This window comes from Streptomyces sp. WAC 01529, from assembly GCF_003945545.1.
GTDB classification, from domain to species: Bacteria; Actinomycetota; Actinomycetes; order Streptomycetales; family Streptomycetaceae; genus Streptomyces; species Streptomyces anatolicus.
Genome location: NZ_CP029617.1, coordinates 5137950 through 5156244, shown reverse-complemented (window position 1 = coordinate 5156244; position 18295 = coordinate 5137950). Strand labels below are relative to the sequence as shown.

Annotated in this window: 23 protein-coding genes and 2 pseudogenes; 13 read left to right on the top strand and 12 right to left on the bottom strand. The window is 70.0% G+C overall.

Annotation, left to right across the window (positions count from 1 at the left end; translation table 11 throughout):
* Positions 1–6: 6 nt before the first annotated feature.
* Both DMA15_RS23390 and greA read left to right on the top strand, forming a co-directional pair.
* On the top strand, positions 7–426 hold the full coding sequence (locus tag DMA15_RS23390; protein WP_125514707.1) for a DUF4307 domain-containing protein: 420 nt from the start codon (positions 7–9) through the stop codon (positions 424–426).
* Positions 427–614: 188 nt separating this feature from the next.
* Positions 615–1112, top strand: a complete 498-nt coding sequence (gene greA / locus DMA15_RS23385) for a transcription elongation factor GreA (protein ID WP_125514706.1) — start codon at positions 615–617, stop codon at positions 1110–1112.
* Positions 1113–1208: 96 nt separating this feature from the next.
* Here greA and DMA15_RS23380 read toward each other — a convergent pair.
* A pseudogene (locus DMA15_RS23380) lies at positions 1209–1666 on the bottom strand (ABC transporter permease); the annotation flags it as partial.
* Between the two features lie 474 nt (positions 1667–2140).
* Positions 2141–2605: a hypothetical protein gene (locus tag DMA15_RS23375; RefSeq protein WP_125514705.1), complete on the bottom strand. Its 465-nt coding sequence runs from the start codon at positions 2603–2605 to the stop codon at positions 2141–2143.
* A gap of 529 nt (positions 2606–3134) precedes the next feature.
* Here DMA15_RS23375 and DMA15_RS36745 point away from each other — a divergent pair.
* The gene (locus tag DMA15_RS36745; RefSeq protein ID WP_164551646.1) at positions 3135–3287 is read left to right on the top strand and encodes a hypothetical protein; all 153 of its coding nucleotides are present in this window, start codon (positions 3135–3137) and stop codon (positions 3285–3287) included.
* 392 nt (positions 3288–3679) lie between these two features.
* Here DMA15_RS36745 and DMA15_RS23370 read toward each other — a convergent pair whose 3' ends face one another.
* The 4 genes and pseudogenes from DMA15_RS23370 to ilvA form a co-directional block, all read right to left on the bottom strand.
* Positions 3680–4546, bottom strand: a complete 867-nt coding sequence (locus DMA15_RS23370; RefSeq protein WP_125514703.1) for an ABC transporter permease — start codon at positions 4544–4546, stop codon at positions 3680–3682.
* Between the two features lie 182 nt (positions 4547–4728).
* Positions 4729–4851, bottom strand: a pseudogene (locus DMA15_RS37580) (ABC transporter permease); the annotation flags it as partial.
* A complete protein-coding gene (locus DMA15_RS23360; RefSeq protein ID WP_125514702.1) occupies positions 4848–5828 on the bottom strand; it encodes an ATP-binding cassette domain-containing protein in 981 nt (326 codons plus the stop codon). The gene DMA15_RS23360 and the pseudogene DMA15_RS37580, both read right to left, overlap by 4 nt.
* 117 nt (positions 5829–5945) lie before the next feature.
* Positions 5946–7175 carry a threonine ammonia-lyase gene (gene ilvA, locus DMA15_RS23355; protein WP_125514700.1) on the bottom strand — a complete coding sequence of 410 codons (1230 nt, stop codon included), beginning with the start codon at positions 7173–7175 and terminating at the stop codon, positions 5946–5948.
* Positions 7176–7332: 157 nt separating this feature from the next.
* Between ilvA and DMA15_RS23350 the strand changes: the two genes are divergently transcribed.
* The 3 genes from DMA15_RS23350 to DMA15_RS23340 all read left to right on the top strand — a co-directional run bounded on the left by DMA15_RS23350 (position 7333) and on the right by DMA15_RS23340 (position 8661).
* Positions 7333–7851, top strand: coding sequence for a MarR family transcriptional regulator (locus DMA15_RS23350; protein WP_125514699.1), 519 nt, complete (start codon positions 7333–7335; stop codon positions 7849–7851).
* 85 nt (positions 7852–7936) lie between these two features.
* Positions 7937–8413 (top strand): sigma factor-like helix-turn-helix DNA-binding protein, encoded by a 477-nt coding sequence (locus DMA15_RS23345; protein WP_125514698.1) that lies wholly within the window; start codon positions 7937–7939, stop codon positions 8411–8413.
* Entirely contained in the window at positions 8410–8661 is a 252-nt protein-coding gene (locus DMA15_RS23340; RefSeq protein WP_125514697.1) for a hypothetical protein, read from the top strand. Before DMA15_RS23345 ends, DMA15_RS23340 begins: the two co-directional genes overlap by 4 nt.
* Before the next feature lie 71 nt (positions 8662–8732).
* On the opposite strand, the gene DMA15_RS23335 is transcribed toward DMA15_RS23340, so the two are convergent.
* Positions 8733–9896: a cystathionine gamma-synthase gene (locus tag DMA15_RS23335; RefSeq protein WP_125514696.1), complete on the bottom strand. Its 1164-nt coding sequence runs from the start codon at positions 9894–9896 to the stop codon at positions 8733–8735.
* A 125-nt stretch (positions 9897–10021) separates the two neighbouring features.
* Here DMA15_RS23335 and DMA15_RS23330 point away from each other — a divergent pair, with 125 nt between their 5' ends.
* Together DMA15_RS23330 and msrA are read left to right on the top strand one after the other, a co-directional pair.
* Positions 10022–11140: a hypothetical protein gene (locus DMA15_RS23330; protein WP_125514694.1), complete on the top strand. Its 1119-nt coding sequence runs from the start codon at positions 10022–10024 to the stop codon at positions 11138–11140.
* Between the two features lie 87 nt (positions 11141–11227).
* On the top strand, positions 11228–11932 hold the full coding sequence (gene msrA / locus DMA15_RS23325; protein WP_125514693.1) for a peptide-methionine (S)-S-oxide reductase MsrA: 705 nt from the start codon (positions 11228–11230) through the stop codon (positions 11930–11932).
* Here msrA and DMA15_RS23320 read toward each other — a convergent pair.
* Positions 11919–12350 carry a hypothetical protein gene (locus DMA15_RS23320; RefSeq protein WP_240659902.1) on the bottom strand — a complete coding sequence of 144 codons (432 nt, stop codon included), beginning with the start codon at positions 12348–12350 and terminating at the stop codon, positions 11919–11921. The genes msrA and DMA15_RS23320 overlap by 14 nt on opposite strands.
* A gap of 202 nt (positions 12351–12552) precedes the next feature.
* Here DMA15_RS23320 and DMA15_RS23315 point away from each other — a divergent pair, with 202 nt between their 5' ends.
* Positions 12553–13212 (top strand): ATP-dependent Clp protease proteolytic subunit, encoded by a 660-nt coding sequence (locus tag DMA15_RS23315; protein ID WP_125514690.1) that lies wholly within the window; start codon positions 12553–12555, stop codon positions 13210–13212.
* A gap of 19 nt (positions 13213–13231) precedes the next feature.
* On the top strand, positions 13232–13840 hold the full coding sequence (locus DMA15_RS23310) for an ATP-dependent Clp protease proteolytic subunit (RefSeq protein WP_125514689.1): 609 nt from the start codon (positions 13232–13234) through the stop codon (positions 13838–13840).
* Positions 13841–13870: 30 nt separating this feature from the next.
* Here DMA15_RS23310 and DMA15_RS23305 read toward each other — a convergent pair whose 3' ends face one another.
* Together DMA15_RS23305 and DMA15_RS23300 are read right to left on the bottom strand one after the other, a co-directional pair.
* Positions 13871–14215: a helix-turn-helix transcriptional regulator gene (locus DMA15_RS23305; RefSeq protein WP_240660250.1), complete on the bottom strand. Its 345-nt coding sequence runs from the start codon at positions 14213–14215 to the stop codon at positions 13871–13873.
* A 125-nt stretch (positions 14216–14340) separates the two neighbouring features.
* Positions 14341–15249, bottom strand: coding sequence for a helix-turn-helix transcriptional regulator (locus tag DMA15_RS23300; protein WP_125514687.1), 909 nt, complete (start codon positions 15247–15249; stop codon positions 14341–14343).
* A gap of 163 nt (positions 15250–15412) precedes the next feature.
* Here DMA15_RS23300 and DMA15_RS23295 point away from each other — a divergent pair, with 163 nt between their 5' ends.
* Together DMA15_RS23295 and DMA15_RS23290 are read left to right on the top strand one after the other, a co-directional pair.
* A complete protein-coding gene (locus DMA15_RS23295) occupies positions 15413–16465 on the top strand; it encodes an NAD(P)-dependent alcohol dehydrogenase (protein WP_125514686.1) in 1053 nt (350 codons plus the stop codon).
* A 158-nt stretch (positions 16466–16623) separates the two neighbouring features.
* Positions 16624–17010, top strand: a complete 387-nt coding sequence (locus DMA15_RS23290; RefSeq protein WP_125514685.1) for a VOC family protein — start codon at positions 16624–16626, stop codon at positions 17008–17010.
* On the opposite strand, the gene DMA15_RS23285 is transcribed toward DMA15_RS23290, so the two are convergent.
* Both DMA15_RS23285 and DMA15_RS23280 read right to left on the bottom strand, forming a co-directional pair.
* Complete coding sequence (locus tag DMA15_RS23285; protein ID WP_125514684.1) at positions 16992–17465, bottom strand: ASCH domain-containing protein; 474 nt, start codon at positions 17463–17465, stop codon at positions 16992–16994. The two genes, DMA15_RS23290 and DMA15_RS23285, sit on opposite strands and share 19 nt — an antisense overlap.
* On the bottom strand, positions 17462–17857 hold the full coding sequence (locus tag DMA15_RS23280) for a helix-turn-helix domain-containing protein (RefSeq protein WP_240659901.1): 396 nt from the start codon (positions 17855–17857) through the stop codon (positions 17462–17464). The genes DMA15_RS23285 and DMA15_RS23280 overlap by 4 nt, the downstream gene beginning before the upstream one ends.
* A gap of 25 nt (positions 17858–17882) precedes the next feature.
* Here DMA15_RS23280 and DMA15_RS23275 point away from each other — a divergent pair, with 25 nt between their 5' ends.
* The gene (locus DMA15_RS23275) at positions 17883–18290 is read left to right on the top strand and encodes a nuclear transport factor 2 family protein (RefSeq protein WP_125514682.1); all 408 of its coding nucleotides are present in this window, start codon (positions 17883–17885) and stop codon (positions 18288–18290) included.
* The last annotated feature ends 5 nt before the right edge of the window (positions 18291–18295 follow it).

The following is an 18295-nucleotide window of genomic DNA, read 5'->3' as shown; positions in this document are numbered from 1 at the left end:
ACGATCATGGCGGCGGTGGGTCCGAAGCCTTCCGAGGGGCTTCCCCAAGGGCGGTACGGCCGCTCGCGCACGGACGACGAGGCCGCCGACCGCAAGCTCAAGGTCGTGGGCTCCGTGCTGGGCGTGGTCCTGCTCGGCGTCGTCGGCTGGTTCGGCTACGACTACATCAACGGTACGAAGGTCAGCGCCGAGGTCATCAAATTCGACGTCGTTTCGGCCACCACCGTCGAGGCGCACCTGGAGGTGCGCAAGGACGCCGGGGCCAAGGGCTACTGCACCCTGCGCTCGCAGGCCGAGTCCGGCGCCGAGGTCGGCCGCGCGGACTTCCGCTTCGACCAGCGCGAGGGCCGCATCGACAAGGTCGTCACGCTCCGTACGACGTCGAAGGCGACCAGCGTCGAGCTGCTGGGCTGCCACGCCGACTGACACGCGGACCGACACGACGGCGGCGAGGCCGGCTTTACCGTCCTCACCTGCGTTGACGCGATTCTGATGGCTTATGTCCTCCCCCTGGCCCGCCTCAATTGTTAGGCTCGTGGTTTCGCCCACCCGTAAGGGAACATCCTTCTGGGTAGGGCGATGCTTTGTCTTCCCAGTACCTACGAGGAGCACCTGTGACCCAGACCAGCGAGAACGTCACCTGGCTGACCCAGGAGGCGTACAACCAGCTCAAGGCCGAGCTGGAGCACCTGTCTGGTCCCGCGCGCACCGAGATCGCCGCGAAGATCGCGGCGGCGCGCGAGGAGGGGGACCTGCGCGAGAACGGCGGGTACCACGCGGCGAAGGAGGAGCAGGGCAAGCAGGAGCTCCGCGTCCGCCAGCTGACCCAGCTCCTGGAGACCGCCAAGGTCGGTGAGGCCCCGGCCGCGGACGGCATGGTGGCGCCCGGCATGGTCGTGACCATCGCCTTCGACGGCGACGAGGACGACACCCTGACGTTCCTGCTCGCCTCCCGCGAGTACGCGAGCAACGACATCGAGACGTACTCGCCGCAGTCCCCGCTGGGCTCGGGCGTGAACGGCAAGAAGATCGGCGCGGACGCGCAGTACGAACTGCCGAACGGCAAGCTCGCCTCCGTCAAGATCCTCGACGCCAAGCCGTACAAGGCCTGACGCCGCTTTTCCACGACAGGGCCCCGGCACGGTGAGTGCCGGGGCCCCGTCGTGTGCCAGGGTGCCTCAGGGGTCTCAGGAGTCTTCTCAGAGGCCTCAGGCCGTCGCCGAGCGGTACTTGCGGACCGCCAGCGTGCGGAAGACCAGGATGATCAGGATCGAGTAGATCACCGAGGCCCAGACCGGATGCTCCATGGGCCAGGCCAGGCCGTGGAGGCCGAGACGCCCGGGTTGCCGAAGAGCTCGCGGCAGGCCTGGACGGTGGCGCTGAAGGGGTTCCAGTCGGCCACGTGCCGCAGCCAGGGCGTCATCTGGCTGGAGTCCACGAACGCGTTCGAGATGAACGTGACCGGGAAGAGCCAGATCAGCCCGCCCGAGGTGGCCGCCTCCGGGGTGCGCACCGAGAGGCCGATGAGCGCGCCGACCCAGGTGAAGGCGTAGCCGAGCAGGAGCAGCAGGCCGAAGGCGCCGAGCGCCTTCCCGATCCCCTCGTGGACGCGCCAGCCGACGAGCAGCGCCACGACCGCGAGGACGAGCAGGGTCAGCGCGGTCTTTGCGTTGTTGCAGCTGTCTTCGCACCGCCCTTGAGCTGCACGTTCGGCGGCGAACTCCGGGTCGGCCGCGCCTGTCACCAGCATGGGGGGCAGCACGCGTGCAGGCGGCACAGGGACACGCTCGTAAGGCGCCAGGGCCTCTAGAGCCCGCTCCTACTCCCCGGAGCCAAACTCCGTCCACTGTCGGTTCCCCGACAGGGTTCCCCGCACCTTGTCCCACATCTCATCAGTGACCTCGACAGGGGGCGTTGCCGGTGATCTGCACTCGAACGTCAAGCAGATCGAGCCTGTCGAGCTTCTGTTCAAAGGTGAAGTTGTCAAGGCGGGTACCAACCTGTCCACCGCAGCCAGCATCTTCTTCGCCCTGCCTTCCTGCCCTTCGGTCTCAAACAGCCAGCCGGCAACGCAGGCTCAGACGGCTCGCGATGCTGCATCAGATGGGGTGCGGTAACAACATCATTGGAGTCGGTTGGTCTATGCCCTTGGGGCTCCGGTGCCAGCTTCAAGAGCTGCCACATACATCGCCAGAAGATGAGTTCTTGCCCTTTCGCTCAGCGGGCCATGCTTTTCCTCGTACAGCCGCACGAGGAGATCGATGAATTCCCTTGAAGGGACCACAACACCCGTTGTGTAAACCCGTGCACCCCAGGGCTCCAGGTGCCATCTCTGTGTGAATGCAGCGGCATCTATTTCAAGCGCGCCAAGCATCCCATGCAACGTCTCAGCCAGGACTCGTTTGGCCTCTGGCTCGACATCGGCGCAAGCGCCGATGGACCTTGGTAGCTCAAACTCACCGGAAACTCCTTCAGGAACGGGCAGAGCGCGGTGGTTCAACTTCTGAAAAATTTCAATTCTTGCCCCTGCTTTGATCCCCTCGTCACCCGCCGTTTCATGTGACTGGTCGCAGAGGGGACAGATACCGGTAGCAGTCCGTTCCATAGGGCACGTAGAAGGATAGAGCGGAGCAAGTTTCCGTGTGATCCCGCTCGTGGAACGCAGTCCAGAGATTAGGGCGGACAACCGTGAATCGAAAGCATCCCAATCGTCAGCAGGTCGGCCTACAACCGGCCGAGTGTCAAGTTCAGCCAGGGTGTAGGCCAAGGCAACCGCGGGGCCTTCACTGCATGTCTCTCCCAACAGCAGGCGCCGCACCGTGGCGGTACTGATCTTCTGCCCTCTCGCTGCGGTCCGCTCCGCGATGGCGGACAGCGAAGGCGTTCCCGCCTTCCAGCGCAGCTCCTTCAGCCACTCCAACCACGTGCGGAGCGGCCCCTTAGGGATTGCGTCCGGAATCTCTACCGCTCGACTGGCTGACCCTGGCAAGGTGTCCCTCCCTTTCGTGGAGCCGAAGGCTCGGTTCACCACGATTCACCACGGTTCTTTGTGGAGCACAGCGTATCGCCGTGAATCATCACTGTGAGGGGTCCTGGACTCTCAACTCACCTGCACAGACTGAAGGGTGAGGCTTATGAAGCTCGGCAAGGAGTGGTGGCGCACAGTGCGGTACGCCATCGGAGAGCAGCGCCGGACTGCCCGGCTCCTCGGAGTCCTGGTGGTGGTCGGTGCCATCATGGCCGTGCTGATTGCACTCGGCCAAGGGCTAGTTTTGACGGTCGGCTGAGGGGACACTCAGCCGTCATCCCTCGATCACTCGTGTCCGGTGACCTCGTCCTGGTGCCTCACGTTCGTATCGTGGGGCCCTCGGCCGCAGACCTGCGGGATCAGCGTCGCCGGCATCGCACGGATCTGTGCCTGCTCCAGGAGTTGCGCCGCCCTGGCAGCGCGGACACGCGCCCGATCTTCTGGGCGCGGGCCCGAGCCCTCGCGCACGGGAGTGTCACCGTCAGGGACAGCTAGGTTCCTGAGGTGGTGTCTTTGACGTTTCAGGTGATGCCTGAGGGCCTTCGTAAGCGCCCTGCGCACTCAGACGGTCTGACCCCGTAGGCTTAAGCGCGAGAGCCCCTGCCTGTACCCCTGGCAGGGGCTCTCTCCGTTGGTGGCTGCGCCTCTTGGTCAGGTCGCCGAGCGATACTTGCGGACCGCCAGCGTGCGGAACGCCACGATGATGATCACGGACCAAATCAACGAAGCCAAGACGGGGTGCTCCATCGGCCAAGCTCCGGTGACTGACTTCGGAACACCCTCGATCGTGTTGCCGAACAGCTCTCGGGCTGCCGCCACCGTGGCGCTGAACGGGTTCCACTCGGCGATGTACTGGAGAAACCTCGGCATCCCGTTGACCGGCACAAACGCATTCGAGATGAACGTCAGTGGGAACAACCAGATCAGCCCCCCCGAGGTCGCTGCCTCCGGGGTCCGCACAGACAGGCCGATCAGTGCGCCGATCCAGGTGAACGCGTATCCGAGCAGCAGGAGCAGGCCGAAGCCCGCCAGTACCTTTCCAAGGTTCTCGTGCGTGCGCCAGCCGACGATCAGGGCCACCAGCGCCAGCACGGCCAAGGTCACGGCCGTCTGCACCAGATCCGCGAGGGTGCGGCCGGTGAGTACCGCGCCGCGCGCCATGGGCAGCGACCGGAAGCGGTCGATGAGACCCTTGTGCATGTCGTCGGCGATACCGGCGCCCGCGCCCGCGGTGGCGAAGGTGACGGTCTGCGCGAAGATGCCCGCCATCAGGAATTCCTTGTAGGCACTCGCGCTCCCCCCGGGCGCACCTGGAATGTTGATGGAGCCGCCGAAGACATACGTGAACAACACCACGAACATCACCGGCTGAATGACCCCGAAGAGGATCATTTCAGGAATCCTGGTCATACGAATCAGGTTCCTGCGTGCCACGACCAGCGAATCCCGGACCGACTGGCTGATGCCGCCTTTAGGGCGAGGTGCCAAGAGCGGTCGACGGTCGGATACAGCGCTCACTTCGTCTGCTCCTTCCCGGCGTCAGGCCGCCGCATGCCTGAGGCGCTACCTAGCTGAGACGCGCGAGCACGATCCTGGTCGCGGCTCACGCGGATCAGGTTCCTGAGCGCAAGGGCAAGGGAGTCAGTCTCTCGGATGGCCTGTGGTGAGCTGGACCGAATCGAAGCTGTGCCAACAGGATTCGGGGTGCGGGACATGCGGATGAGGTTCCGCTTGGCGACGACCAGGGAGTCCCTGACGGACTGGCCGATGCCGCCCGCGGGCCTGGGGGCCGTCGCGCGCGGCGTGTCGGTGAGGGTGCTCACTTGCCGGCCTCCTTCGTGCCCTCGTCCTCGTCCTCCAGCGCGGCGACGTGGCCGGTGAGGGAGATGAAGACGTCGTCGAGGGTGGGGCGGCGCAGACCGATGTCGTCGATCTCGATGCCGCGGGTGTCCAGCTCGCGGATGACCTCGGCGAGCAGCTTGGCGCCGCCGGTGACGGGCACGGTCAGCTTGCGCGTGTGCTCGGCGACGGTGACCTCGCCCTTGCCGAGGCCGCGCAGGACCTCGGAGGCGGTGGCGATGTGCTCGCGCTCGTGCACCACGACCTCGACGCGCTCGCCGCCGGTCCTGGCCTTGAGCTGGTCGGCGGTGCCGCGGGCGATGACGCGGCCGTGGTCGACGACGCAGATGTCGTGCGCCAGGTGATCGGCCTCCTCCAGATACTGCGTGGTCAGGAGCAGCGTCGTACCGCCCGAGACCAGTTCCTCGATGACCTCCCACAGCTGCTGGCGGTTGCGCGGGTCGAGGCCGGTGGTGGGCTCGTCCATGAACATCACCGGCGGCGAGACGACGAGCGCGGCCGCGAGGTCGAGGCGGCGGCGCATGCCTCCCGAGTACGTCTTGGAGGGGCGGTCGGCGGCGTCGGCGAGGTTGAACCGGTCGAGCAGCTCGCCCGCTCTGACCTTGGCCTCCTTGGCCTTCATCTGGTAGAGCTGACCGACCATCTGGAGGTTCTCACGGCCCGTCAAGTACTCGTCCACGGCCGCGAATTGACCGGAGAGGCCGATGGAGCGGCGCACCTCGTTCGGATGCTTGAGCACGTCGATCCCGGCGACGAAGGCCCGGCCGCTGTCGGGGGTCAGGAGCGTCGTCAGACAGCGCACCGCGGTGGTCTTACCCGCGCCGTTCGGTCCGAGCAGACCGAGCACGGTGCCCTCCGGGACGTCCAGATCGACGCCGTCCAGAGCCCTGACCTCGCCGAAGGTCTTCACCAGGCCTTCGGCGTATATGGCGCCTGGCATGTGGGTTCTCCCAGAGGTCCGGGGATGAAGGACTTTCTGGGAGAAGTCTAGGTTTGCCGGACCTTCCGCGCCCGGCAAATGCCGGTACGGCCGTCGCGCGGGCGCACCGCGGGCGGCTCAGCCGATGACCGTGTAGCCCGCCTCGCGCAGCGCCGTGCCCACCTCGGCGCAGTGCTCGGGGCCCTTCGTCTCCAGGTGCAGCTCCACCTCCACCTCCGTGAGACCGAGGCGCGGATCGGTGCGTACGTGGCTCACGTCGAGGACGTTGGCATCCATCACCGTCAGCACACCGAGGAGGTCGGCCAGCGCGCCGGGGCGGTCGGTCAGGCGCAGCCGCAGCGACAGGTAGCGGCCCGCCGCCGCCATGCCCTGGCGCAGGATGCGCTGCATCAGGAGCGGGTCCACGTTGCCGCCGGAGAGCAGCGCCACGACCGGGCCGTCGAACGACTTCGGGCTGCTCAGCAGGGCCGCGACGGGGCTGGCGCCGGCCGGTTCGACGACCATCTTGGCGCGCTCCAGGCAGAGCAGCAGGGCGCTGGACAGCTCGTCCTCGGAGACCGTGACGATGTCGTCGACCAGGTCCTCGATCAGCTGGAACGGCACGTCTCCGGGGCGTCCGACCTTGATGCCGTCGGCCATGGTCGCGGGGTTGTCGATCGACACCGGGTGCCCGGCGGCGAGCGAGGGCGGGTAGGCCGCGGAGCCCGCCGCCTGCACGCCGACGATCCGCACGTCGGGGCGCAGAGCCTTGACGGCCACCGCGATGCCCGCCGCGAGACCGCCGCCCCCGACGCCGACCACGAGGGTGCGCAGCTCCGGGCACTGCTCCAGGATCTCCAGGCCGACCGTGCCCTGCCCCGCGATGATGTCGGGGTGGTCGAAGGGGTGGATGAAGACCGCGCCCGTCTCGCGCGCGTACTCCTGCGCGGCGGCCAGCGTCTCGTCGACGACCTGGCCGTGCAGCCGCACCTCGGCGCCGTACTCCCTGGTCGCCGCGACCTTGGGCAGCGGTGCGCCGGCGGGCATGAACACGGTGGAGCCCACGCCGAGCAGCGAGGAGGCGAGGGCCACGCCCTGCGCGTGGTTGCCCGCGCTGGCGGCCACCACACCCGCGGCGCGCTCCTCGGGGAGCAGCCCCGCGATCCGTACGTAGGCCCCGCGCAGCTTGAACGAACCCGTCCGCTGGAGGTTCTCGCACTTGAGGTGGACCGGCGCGCCGACCAGCTGGGACAGGTGCCTGCTGCCCTCCATCGCCGTCATCCGGGCCACTCCGGAGAGCATCTTCCGTGCGCCGCGCACGTCGTCGAGGGTGACTGTCGGCAGGAAGTGCGGCGTGCGGTAGCTCATGGTCCCAAGTCTCGCAGCCGTCGCCGGAGTCCTCCTTCGGTGACCAAGGGCCGAGACTGTTCTGCGCGTAGGTTTGCGCAGCGCAGGTACGGTCCGCGCCGTGGCCGCGTACCCTGTCCCCCAACCCACCGCCCTCGCATGAAGTGAGCCCCCGGCCATGCCCACAACTCCGGACATGACGACCGCCAGTGAACCCGGCCTTCTCGACAGCCTGCAGCACCAGGTGGCCGTCTTCGCCCGCCGCGCGGAGCAGACCCGCCTCGGCGGGGTAGGCCAGGTCCGCAACTCCATGGACCGTGCCGCCTATCTGCTGCTGAACCGCCTCGACAAGGAAGGGCCGATGGGCGTCAAGGCGCTCGCGGCGAGCATGGGCATCGACTCCTCGACGGTCACCCGGCAGGTCGCCCCGCTGGTCGACACCGGGCTCGTCAAGCGCACCTCGCACCCCGAGGACGGCCGTGCCGTGGTGCTCCAGCTGTCGCCGCGCGGCCAGGCCAGGCTCGACGAGGTGCGTTCCTCGCGGCGCGAGCTGATGGCCGAGCTGACGCAGGACTGGGCGCCACAGGAGCGGGAGAGCTTCTGCGCGCTCCTCACACGCTTCAATTCCGCCCTCTCGGCCCGGCAGATGTCACACGCGGCACCCGGCGGAGAGGTTCCGGCCACTCCGGAGTCTTGACCCCGGCGCCGCGTCTGGCCTCATATGAGACCAGGACGCCCCCTTGCCGGGGGTTGCCCTCCTCTGCTTGCGGCCGGGAGGCGCGGTGCGTGAACGGCAGGCGTTCCAGGACGCCCGCCGTGCCCGGGAGTTCGAGGCGTTCGTCGCGGGCGCGGCAGGCAGGCTCCTGCATGCCGCGACGCTGCTCACCGCGGAACGCCCCGACGACAACCCACGCGCGCGTGCCCTGCTCACCGCCGCCCTCGCGCATACGTACGCGGCGTGGGACCGGCTGCGCGGCGAGGATCCGTACGACCGCACACGCCAGCAGGTCGCCCTCCGCTTCGCCCGTGGGGCCTGGCGTCGCCACCGGGGCCACGGTGGCGTCCTGGAGCGGCTGAACCCCCAGGAACGGCTGATCCTCGTGCTCCGGATGTACGAGGGAGTGGCCGAGGAACAGACCGCCGCGCTTCTCGGGCTGCCCGCCGACCGGGTCCGGGGGATCTGCGCCCGTGCCATGGCGACGGCCCTGCATCCGCCGCGGGGGCCCGCGGGGGCGCTGAGCGGGGTGGTGCGGCCATGAGCCAGTACGAGCGCAAGGAGACGGCCGTGCGGCGGCTGCTGGAGAGTGCGCAGGCGTCGGTGCCGCCGGGGCTCTTCGACGACGCCGTGCGGCGGGGCGGGCGGATGCTGCGGAGGCGCGTGGTGCTGCGCAGGCTCCTGTGGGTGGTGCTGCTCGCCTGCGTGGTGGCGTTCGCCGTGTGGGCGTCGGCCGCGCAGCCGTGGGCGGAGCCGCCTTCGGAGACGACTCCGCCGCTTACTCGCTGGTAGCGGGGGGATGCCCGTGCCGGACTGCCCGCCGCTTGCTCGCCGGCAGCGGAGGGATGTCCGTGCCGGACGGACTAGCCCAGTGCCTGCTGGAGGTCGGCGAGGAGGTCGTCCACCGCTTCGATGCCCACCGACAGGCGTACCAGGTCCGCCGGGACCTCGAGGAGCGAGCCGGCGGTCGAGGCGTGCGTCATGCGGCCCGGGTGCTCGATCAGGGACTCGACGCCGCCCAGGGACTCGCCCAGCGTGAAGAGCTTGGCGCGGTTGCAGACCTCGACGGCCGCCTCCTCGCCGCCCTCGACCTGGAACGACACCATGCCGCCGAACGACTTCATCTGCTTGGCGGCGACCTCGTGACCGGGGTGCTCCGGAAGGCCCGGGTACAGGACGCGCTTCACGCGCGCGTGGCGGGTCAGCATCTCGGTGACCTTGGTGGCGTTCTCGCTGTGCCGGTCCATGCGCACCGCGAGGGTCTTGATGCCGCGCAGCACCAGCCAGGCGTCGAAGGGCCCGGCGACGGCGCCCATCGCGTTCTGGTGGTAGGCCAGCTCCTCGCCGAGCGCCGCGTCGTTGACGACCAGCGCTCCGCCGACGACGTCCGAGTGGCCGCCCATGTACTTCGTCATGGAGTGCACGACGATGTCCGCGCCGAGGGCGAGGGGCTGCTGGAGGTAGGGGCTCGCGAAGGTGTTGTCGACGACGAGGCGGGCGCCGGTCTCGCGGGCGATCTGGGCGATCGCGGCGATGTCGGTGATGCCGAGCAGCGGGTTGGAGGGGGTCTCCACCCAGATCGCCTTCGTACGGTCGGTCATCGCGGCCCGCACCGCGTCCGGGTCGGAGGTGTCGGCCACCGACCACTCGACGCCCCAGCGGGAGACGACCTTGGCGAAGAGGCGGAAGGTGCCGCCGTACGCGTCGTTGGGGATGACCACGTGGTCACCGGGGCCGAGCAGCGCGCGCAGGAGGCAGTCCTCGGCCGCGAGGCCGGAGGCGAAGGCGAGCCCGCGGCGGCCGCCCTCCAGCGCGGCCAGGTTCTCTTCAAGGGCGGTCCTCGTCGGGTTCGCGCTGCGGCTGTACTCGTAGCCGCCGCGCAGTCCGCCGACGCCGTCCTGCTTGTAGGTCGACACCTGATAGATGGGCGGGACGACGGCTCCGGTGAGCGGGTCGGCCGTGTTGCCCGCGTGGATCGCCACGGTCTCGAAACTCTGTGTGCCGGGCGTGCTGTGCAAGTCACTCATGCGGCCTGAGCGTAGTGCGCGGGTGGGGCGTCCCGCCTGGGCGCGGGGGTGCTTTCCGTCCACGTCGGTACGGGTACGTCCCGGCAGGTTCGCCAATTGTCGGACCCGTCTGGTTCGCTTGAGCCATGGAGATTCTCTGGTTCCTGTTCGCGGTGGTCATGATCGGCGCGGTCCTCGGACCCGTGCTGCTGCGCAGGCGCGGCGGGATCCGGCAGGTCGAGCCCGGCTCGCCGGACGCCGCGGACCCGGCGGACTACGGCTTCCTGCGCCAGGAGGAGCTGGACATCCGCATGCCGGGCGCGGACGCCGATCTCCTGGAAGTCCTCGACCTGGTGCAGCGCACGCAGGGGTGGCAGGCCGCCTCGCAGCTCCTCGCGGGCACGGAGACGCACGGCGAGCAGCGCTGGCAGCGGGTGCAGGCCTTCGCGGGGGCGGCCTCGCTGGAGCTCCAGCAGCGGCCGGGCGGCGTGAGCGACAGCCCCGGCGGGCAGTGGCTGCGGGTGTGGCGGGCCGAGGCGCCCAAGGACGCCGGTGGCGCCGCGGTGCACGCGGAGTTCCTGGTCCAGCAGGCGTGGCGGACGGCCGACCGGGGGACGGACGAGTTCCGGATCATTCTGGAGGAGGCCCGGGAGGCGTGCGCGCAGGCGGCGCTGCTCGCGCCGGGCGACCCGGTCCCGTACATCATCGAGCTGTCCATCGCGCGCGGTCTCGCGTACCCCCGCGAGGAGTTCGAGCAGCTGTGGCTGAAGATCCTGGACCGCGCGCCCGCGCACATGGGCGCGCATCTGGCGGCGCTGCACTACTGGTGCGAGAAGTGGCACGGCTCGCGCGACCTCGCGTACGGCTTCGCGGAGGCCGCGGCGGCGCGCGCCCCTCGCGCCTCCCTGCTCGCGGCGCTCCCGCTCTTCGCCGTCTACGAGCACATGCCCGAGGTCAATCTGGTCCGCGGCTTCTATGAGAGCGAGGTCGTCACCAAGGCCATCGAGGGCGCCCTCTTCGCGGTGCACGCCGCGCGGCCGGACGACCCGATGCTGGCGCACGTCCGCCACCTCCTGGTGTTCTTCCTGGTCCGCTGCGAGCGCTGGGGCGAGGCCATGCACCAGCTGGTGCACGTGGACGGCCACGTCGGCGCCCTGCCCTGGACCCTGACCCCCGACCCGGCCGAGAGCTACGCGGTGTACCGCGCGCTCGCCGTGGCGGGGTACGAGGCGAACGGCGGCAGCCCGGCGACGCTGCCGCACTGAGCCCCTGGAATGCCGGGGCCCGCCCGCACGTTCCCCTCATGACGCCCCTGTCCGTCCCTGTCAGGCCCCGCACGAGGAGAGACCCGCATGATCTTCGGCCGCACGCCCGAGCTGCCCACCCCCGAGCAGGCACTGAAGGGCCGGGCGACCCCGGAATTCGAGGTCCCCTCGCGCCACACGGTCCTCGGCAACGCGCTGCTCGGCCCCTACCCCGAGGGCCTGGAGGTCGCGGACTTCGCGCTGGGCTGCTTCTGGGGCGCCGAGCGCAAGTTCTGGCAGACGCCCGGCGTCTGGACGACATACGTCGGCTACCAGGGCGGCTACACCGAGAACCCCTCCTACGAGGAGGTCTGCTCCGGCCTGACGGGCCACACGGAGGCGGTCCGCGTCGTCTTCGACCCCGCCAAGGTCTCGTACGCCTCGCTCCTGAAGCTCTTCTGGGAGTCCCACAACCCCACGCAGGGCTTCCGCCAGGGCAACGACGTGGGCACGCAGTACCGCTCGGCGATCTACACCCACTCCGCCGAGCAGGAGGCGGGGGCGAAGGCGTCCCTGGAGGCCTACCAGCGCGTCCTGACCGCCGCGGGCCACGGCACGATCACGACGACGGTCCTCCCCGCCGCCGACAGGCCCTTCTGGCCGGCCGAGCCGTACCACCAGCAGTACCTGGACAAGAACCCCGACGGCTACTGCGGCATCGGCGGCACGGGCGCCCTCCTGGACACCCCCTCGGAAACCAACTGGGGCCGCGCCTGCCCCACGGGCATCACTCCGGCTCCTAGCGAGGGCTGACCCCGAGATCCCGCCGCATCACCCGACGCAGCTCGGCGATGGCCGCGTCGTTGCCGGCCTCCAGCTCCGCGTAGATGGCGCTGTCGGCTCTCGCGCCCTCGATCACGCGGTCCCGGGTCGTCCGCAGGGCGATGAAGGCCGACCTGGCCGCGTCGACGACCTCCAAGGGCGCGATGATCGCCAGCTGGTGGCGGATTTCGTAGGCCCCCGGCGCCAGGAACCGGTCCCTGACCTCGCGCGCGTGTTCCTCGCTTCCGGGGCTCGGGCCGCCGGTGGCCCGCGCGGACTCGTGGAGTGCCGAGCGGACGCGGGAGAGCGCCGCCGTGTACTCCGCGTACAGCTGTCTGCGCGTCGCCGTCTCGCGCTCCGCGCTCTCCCGCCGCCACCGGGCCCGGTCGGCCAAGAGGGTCGCGCTCACGCCGATTCCCGCTCCCAGCAGGGTACTTACAGGCGATATCCACTCCACGAGACCACGACCCTAACGGCCCGCCCCCCTCTCCCCTCCCCCTCTGCCCTCAGCGAATCTGCCCACAGCCGAGATTTCTGACAAGGGCCGGGGCGACGGGCAACAGTGAAGGCAGCGCGGGGCGTTGGGCGTCGCGAGGGTTTTGGGAGGTGTCATGTCAGGGTTCGGCAAGGGCTGGGGTGCGGCGGGGCCGTGGGCGGGTGAGGAGGGGGAGACCTCACCGTCGCGGTTCGACGACCATCTCGCCGCGCAACTGCTCAACCAGCGGATCGTGTTCCTCGGGACACAGGTCGACGAGGTCTCCGCCAACCGCGTCTGCGCGCAGCTGCTGCTGCTGTCGGCGGAGGATCCGAAGACCGACATCGGGCTGTACATCAACAGTCCCGGCGGCTCCGTGACCGCGGGGCTCGCCATCTACGACACCATGCGGCTCATCCCCAACGACGTCTCCACCCTCGCCATGGGATTCGCCGCCAGCATGGGCCAGTTCCTGCTGAGCGTGGGCGCGCACGGCAAGCGGTTCGCGCTGCCCAACGCGCGGATCATGATGCATCAGCCGTCGGCCGGCATCGGCGGCACCACCGCCGACATCGCCATCCAGGCCGAGAACCTGGAGTTCACCAAGAAGGCGATCGAGCGGATCACCGCCGAGCACACCGGACAGAGCCCGGAGACGATCTCCCGGGACGGCGACCGCGACCGGTGGTTCACCGCCGAACAGGCCAAGGAGTACGGGATGGTCGACCGCGTGGTCGAGTCCCTGGAGGACGTGCGGCCCGCCGGGTCGAAGCGGCGCATCGGGCTCGGGATCTGAGAGAGGAAGAGGGAACGGAATGAGTCAGTACACGATTCCCACCGTCGTCGAGCGCACCCCGCAGGGCGAGCGCGCCTACGACATCTACAGCCGCCTGCTCTCCGAGCGCATCATCTTCCTCGGCACGGAGATCGACGACGGCGTCGCCAACGTCGTCATCGCGCAACTGCTCCACCTGGAGTCCTCCGCCCCCGAGCGCGAGGTCGCCATCTACATCAACTCGCCCGGCGGATCCTTCACCTCGCTCATGGCCATCTACGACACCATGAGCTTCATCTCCGCGCCGATCTCGACGTTCTGCGTGGGACAGGCCGCCTCCACCGCCGCCGTACTGCTCGCGGGCGGCGACCCCGGCAGGCGCTTCGTGCTCGACCACGCGCGCGTGCTGCTCGGGCAGCCCGCGAGCCGCGGCCGGCAGGGGACGGTCTCCGATCTCGCCCTGGAGGCACAGGAGATGCTGCGGATCCGCTCCCAGGTGGAGGAGGTGCTGTCCCGGCACACGCACCATGACATCGGCACCCTGCGCGCCGACATGGACCGGGACAAGGTCTTCACCGCGCAGGAGGCCGTCGCGTACGGACTCGCCGACCAGGTGCTCAGCAGGCGGAACCTGCCCGTGGCCGCCTGAGCCGGGCCCGTGGCCGCCTGAGATCCGCGCTCACGCGGCCAGCCGTACCTCGCCCTGGTACGACGCCCTGGCCGGCCTCGCACGGGGGAGGCCGGCCAGCTGTCCCTGCGCCAGGGAGAGCAGGTCGGAAAGGCGCAGCCCGAGCGCGTGGGCCGCGGCCGCGAGGACCTCGGAAGAGCCCTCCTTGCGGCCGCGCTCCAGCTCGGAGAGGTACGGCATGGAGATCCGGGCGGCGTCCGCCACGTCCTTGAGCGTGCGCTCCTGGGCCAGGCGCTCCCGGCGCAGGACATCCCCGACGACGTCCCGCCAGAGAGGTTCCTTGGCCTCGTCGGCGGGCGGGCGCGGCGCCGCCTTCACCGGGCGCAGGGGAATCACGCGGGCTTCGTTCGGCTTCTGCCGCTCATCACTGCTCACTCCCCCAGCCTAGGGAGCGATCACGCCATCGGGCAGCACCAGGCGTTCTGCCGCCCGCGAAATCGCCTGCTGCGCAAGGCCGTTCCTCACTGAGTGGCCGAGCCCACCGACGCCGCGTCCCTGCCCCAGCTCGCGAGCAGCCGCAGCGCCTGCGCCGCCGCCGAGTCCGGCTCCGCGTGGTACATGATCAGCGACTGGTCGCAGTCGTCCGGCAGCCGCAGCGTCTCGTACGCGAGGGTCACCTCGCCCACCAGCGGGTGGCGCATCCGCTTGACGCCGTGGCCCTTCTCCCGCACGTCGTGCGTGGCCCACAGGCTCCTGAACTCCTCGCTCTTCACGGAGAGTTCGCCGACCAGGGCGGTCAGCCGCGGGTCGTTGGGGTAGCAGCCCGCGTCCATGCGGAGGTAGCTGACGATGTCGGAGGCCTTCTGCTCCCAGTCCACGAAGAGGTCCCGGGAGCCCTCGTCCAGGAAGCAGATCCGCGCCCAGTTGCGGTCCTTCGGCGCCAGTCGGCCCCAGTCGCCGAAGAGCGCCGCCGCCATCGCGTTCCAGCCGAGGATGTCCGAGCGGCGGCCGACGACGTACGCGGGGACGCCGTCGATGGAGTCGAGGAGCTGTTGCAGGGCGGGCCGCATGTGCTGCGGGCGAGCGGCCCGCTTCTTCTTGAGCGCCTTCGGCTTCGCAAGGTGCGTGAGGTGGGCGTGTTCGGCGTCCGTCAGGCGCAGGGCGCGCGCGATGGCGTCGAGCACCTCGCCCGAGACATTGCGGCCGTTGCCCTGTTCGAGGCGGGTGTAGTACGCGACGGAGACCCCCGCGAGCTGCGCCAGCTCCTCGCGCCGCAGCCCGGGCACGCGCCGGTGGCGCCCGTAGCTGGGCAGCCCGACGTCCTGGGGCTGCAGCCGCGCCCTGCGGGTGCGCAGGAACTCGCTCAGCTCGGCCCGGCCGTCCAGGGGCCTGCCCGCGGCCGCCTCAGGCGTCTCGGCCGACTCAGGCATTCCTGGCGCTTCAGGCGTCTCGGGCTTTTGGGGTGACTCGTCCATACGTTCCAGTATCCCGGGTCGTACGACCCCGAGCCTGACCCCACCAGTAGTAGGACCGCTGGACGTAGGCAGAACGGGTGGCTGGGTGAACCCGCAGCTCATTGGCAGTGTGGATGCCATGACTGAGCAGATCACCACCGTTACCGCCTACGCCGCACCCGCCCCCAGCGCGCCCCTGGAGCGGACCACGATCCCGCGCCGCGCCGTCGGCGAGTCCGACGTCCTGATCGACATCAAGTACGCCGGGATCTGCCACTCGGACATCCACCAGGCCCGCGACGGCTGGGGCGAGGGCATCTTCCCGATGGTGCCCGGCCACGAGATCGCCGGTGTCGTGACGGAGGTCGGCCCCGGTGTCACCAAGTTCGCCGTGGGCGACCGCGTCGGCGTCGGCTGCATGGTCGACTCCTGCCGTACGTGCGAGAACTGCGAGGCGGGCCTCGAGCAGTACTGCACGCGGGGCAATGTCGGGACGTACAACGCGCTCGACAAGAACGGCGAGCCGACCTACGGCGGCTACTCCACGCACATCGTCGTGGACGAGGCGTTCACCGTCCGCATCCCCGACGGGCTCCCGCTGGACGTGGCCGCGCCGCTGCTGTGCGCCGGCATCACCACGTACTCCCCGCTCAAGCGCTGGAACGCGGGCCCCGGCAAGAAGATCGCCGTGGTGGGCCTCGGCGGCCTCGGCCACATGGGCGTCAAGATCGCGCACGCCCTGGGCGCCGAGGTGACCGTCCTGTCGCAGTCCCTGCGCAAGAAGGCCGACGGCGAGCGGCTCGGCGCCGATCACTACTACGCGACCAGCGACGACGCCACCTTCGAGCAGCTGGCCGGGACCTTCGACATGATCCTCTCCACGGTCTCGGCGCCGCTGCCGCTCGACAAGTACCTGGGGCTGCTGCGCCCGGAGGGCGCCTTCGTCAACGTCGGCGCCCCGGAGGAGCCGGTCTCGCTCAACCTCTTCTCCGTGATCGGCGGCGGCAAGACCCTCGCGGGCTCCATGATCGGCGGGATCCGGGAGACCCAGGAGATGCTGGACTTCTGCGCCGAGCACGGCCTGGGCTCCGAGATCGAGCTGATCCGCGCCGACCAGATCAACGAGGCGTACGAGCGCGTCCTCGCCAGCGACGTGCGCTACCGCTTCGTGATCGACGCCGCGACGATCTGAGCGCCCGCGTGGCTTGAAAACGCCTCGGTCCCGGGGCCTGGTCCGCAGGGCGCGGCGGAACCGGGACCCGTGACCGATCCGGGCGCCCCGTGCCCCGGCCTACCGTGGTCCCCGTCAGCGCAGGACCACGGGGGTTCCGGGAAACGAGGAGGTCACTCATGTCCATCGAGTTGAACCACACGATCGTCGCGGCCACGGACAAGAAGGCGTCCGCCCAGTTCCTCGCGGACATCCTGGGGCTTGAGGTGAGCCCGCAGTACGGGCCGTTCATCCCCGTGGAGATCCCCAACGGCGTGACCCTCGACTACTTCGAGGGCGACGGCGGGCCGATCACCCCGCAGCACTACGCCTTCCTGGTCTCCGAGGACGAGTTCGACGCGATCTTCGGGCGGATCAAGGAGCGGGACCTGCCCTACTGGGCCGATCCGTACCACCACCACGCCGGTGAGATCAACACCAACGACGGCGGCCGCGGCGTCTACTGGGACGACCCGGACGGGCACAAGCTGGAGATCCTGACCAAGCCCTACGGCAGCGGCGGCTGAGCCGGCGCCCGCAGGTCGGCGATGAGCCGGAAGCGTTCGAGGACGACTTCGGTGGTGTCGTCCACGGTGAACTCCTCGTCCCCCAGCTCGGCCCGCATCTCGGCGCTGTGCCAGAAGCCCTCGTGGCCCGCCCGCCACGCGGCGACGGAGGTGAACCCCTCGCCCTCGTCGACGGCGTGCGCGAGATCCACGTCGGCCAGCCGCGCCACCCGCACCTCGGTGACCTCGATGACGCCCACGGGCCGGTCAGCGGAGTCGACGACGACCGAGCGCTCACCGGCCTTCGGCAGGGGGTCACCGGCGCGCTCGTAGTCCAGGACCAGACCCGTCGTGGAGGTCTTGGACCCGTCCAGGACGGCCGCCACGAGCTGGTCGCGCAGGGGGCCGGGAAAGGCGAACTCGGCCTTGGGGAGGGCGGAGTGGGCCCTCGCGGGGTCGGGTGGTGGGGTGGTCATGGGTTCACAGTAGCCGCCGCGCCCCAGTCCCAGAGGGCCTGCATGACCGGCCCCAGGGCGCGCCCGCGCACGGTGAGTTCGTAGGTGACCGTCGGGGGCCAGCCGGGGGTGCGGGTGCGCTCGGCGGCGCCCGCGGCGACGAGCTGGGCGAGGCGGTCGGCAAGCACCTTGTCGGACAGCTCGGGCAGGGCCGCGGCCAGTTCGCTGTACGTGCTCCGCTCGCGCCGCAGCAGCTCGCGGACGAGGAGCGTGGTCCAGCGGCCCCGCAGGGCGGCAAGCGTGATCTCCACGGGGCAGGCGGGGCTCGGGGCCGTGACCCTGGCCCGCGCGTCGTCCGGCAGGCCCGGGGCCGCCCGCCCGGCACCGGCGCCGCTTTCCGTTCGGTGAGTCACGAAGCCGCCTCCTACCGTCGTGCCCATGACGATATCGACACCGGCGGCCACGCCCTCGCTGCCCTCCCTGCCCACCCGCGCCGAGGACGTCCCCGCCGCGTTCGCCGAGCGGTTCAACAGCGGCGACGCCGACGCCGTGCGCGAGCTGTACGAGGCGCGGGCCGCCTTCGTGCCCGAGACCGGAGCCGCCGTGCACGGCAGCGCGGAGATCGCCGCCGCCAACGGCCCCTTCCTCGCCCTCGGTCTGCCGATCTCGGTGACGCCCCGGCACGTGCACGTCGCCGGTGACATCGCGCTCCTCGTCGTCGACTGGGAGATCGGCGAGGGCGTGGTGCGCTCCACCGCCACGGACGTGGTACGACGCGGCGCCGACGGATACTGGCGATACGTGATCGACAGTCCCTTCGGCGCCGCGCCGGGGTCAACGCACTAGCCGGG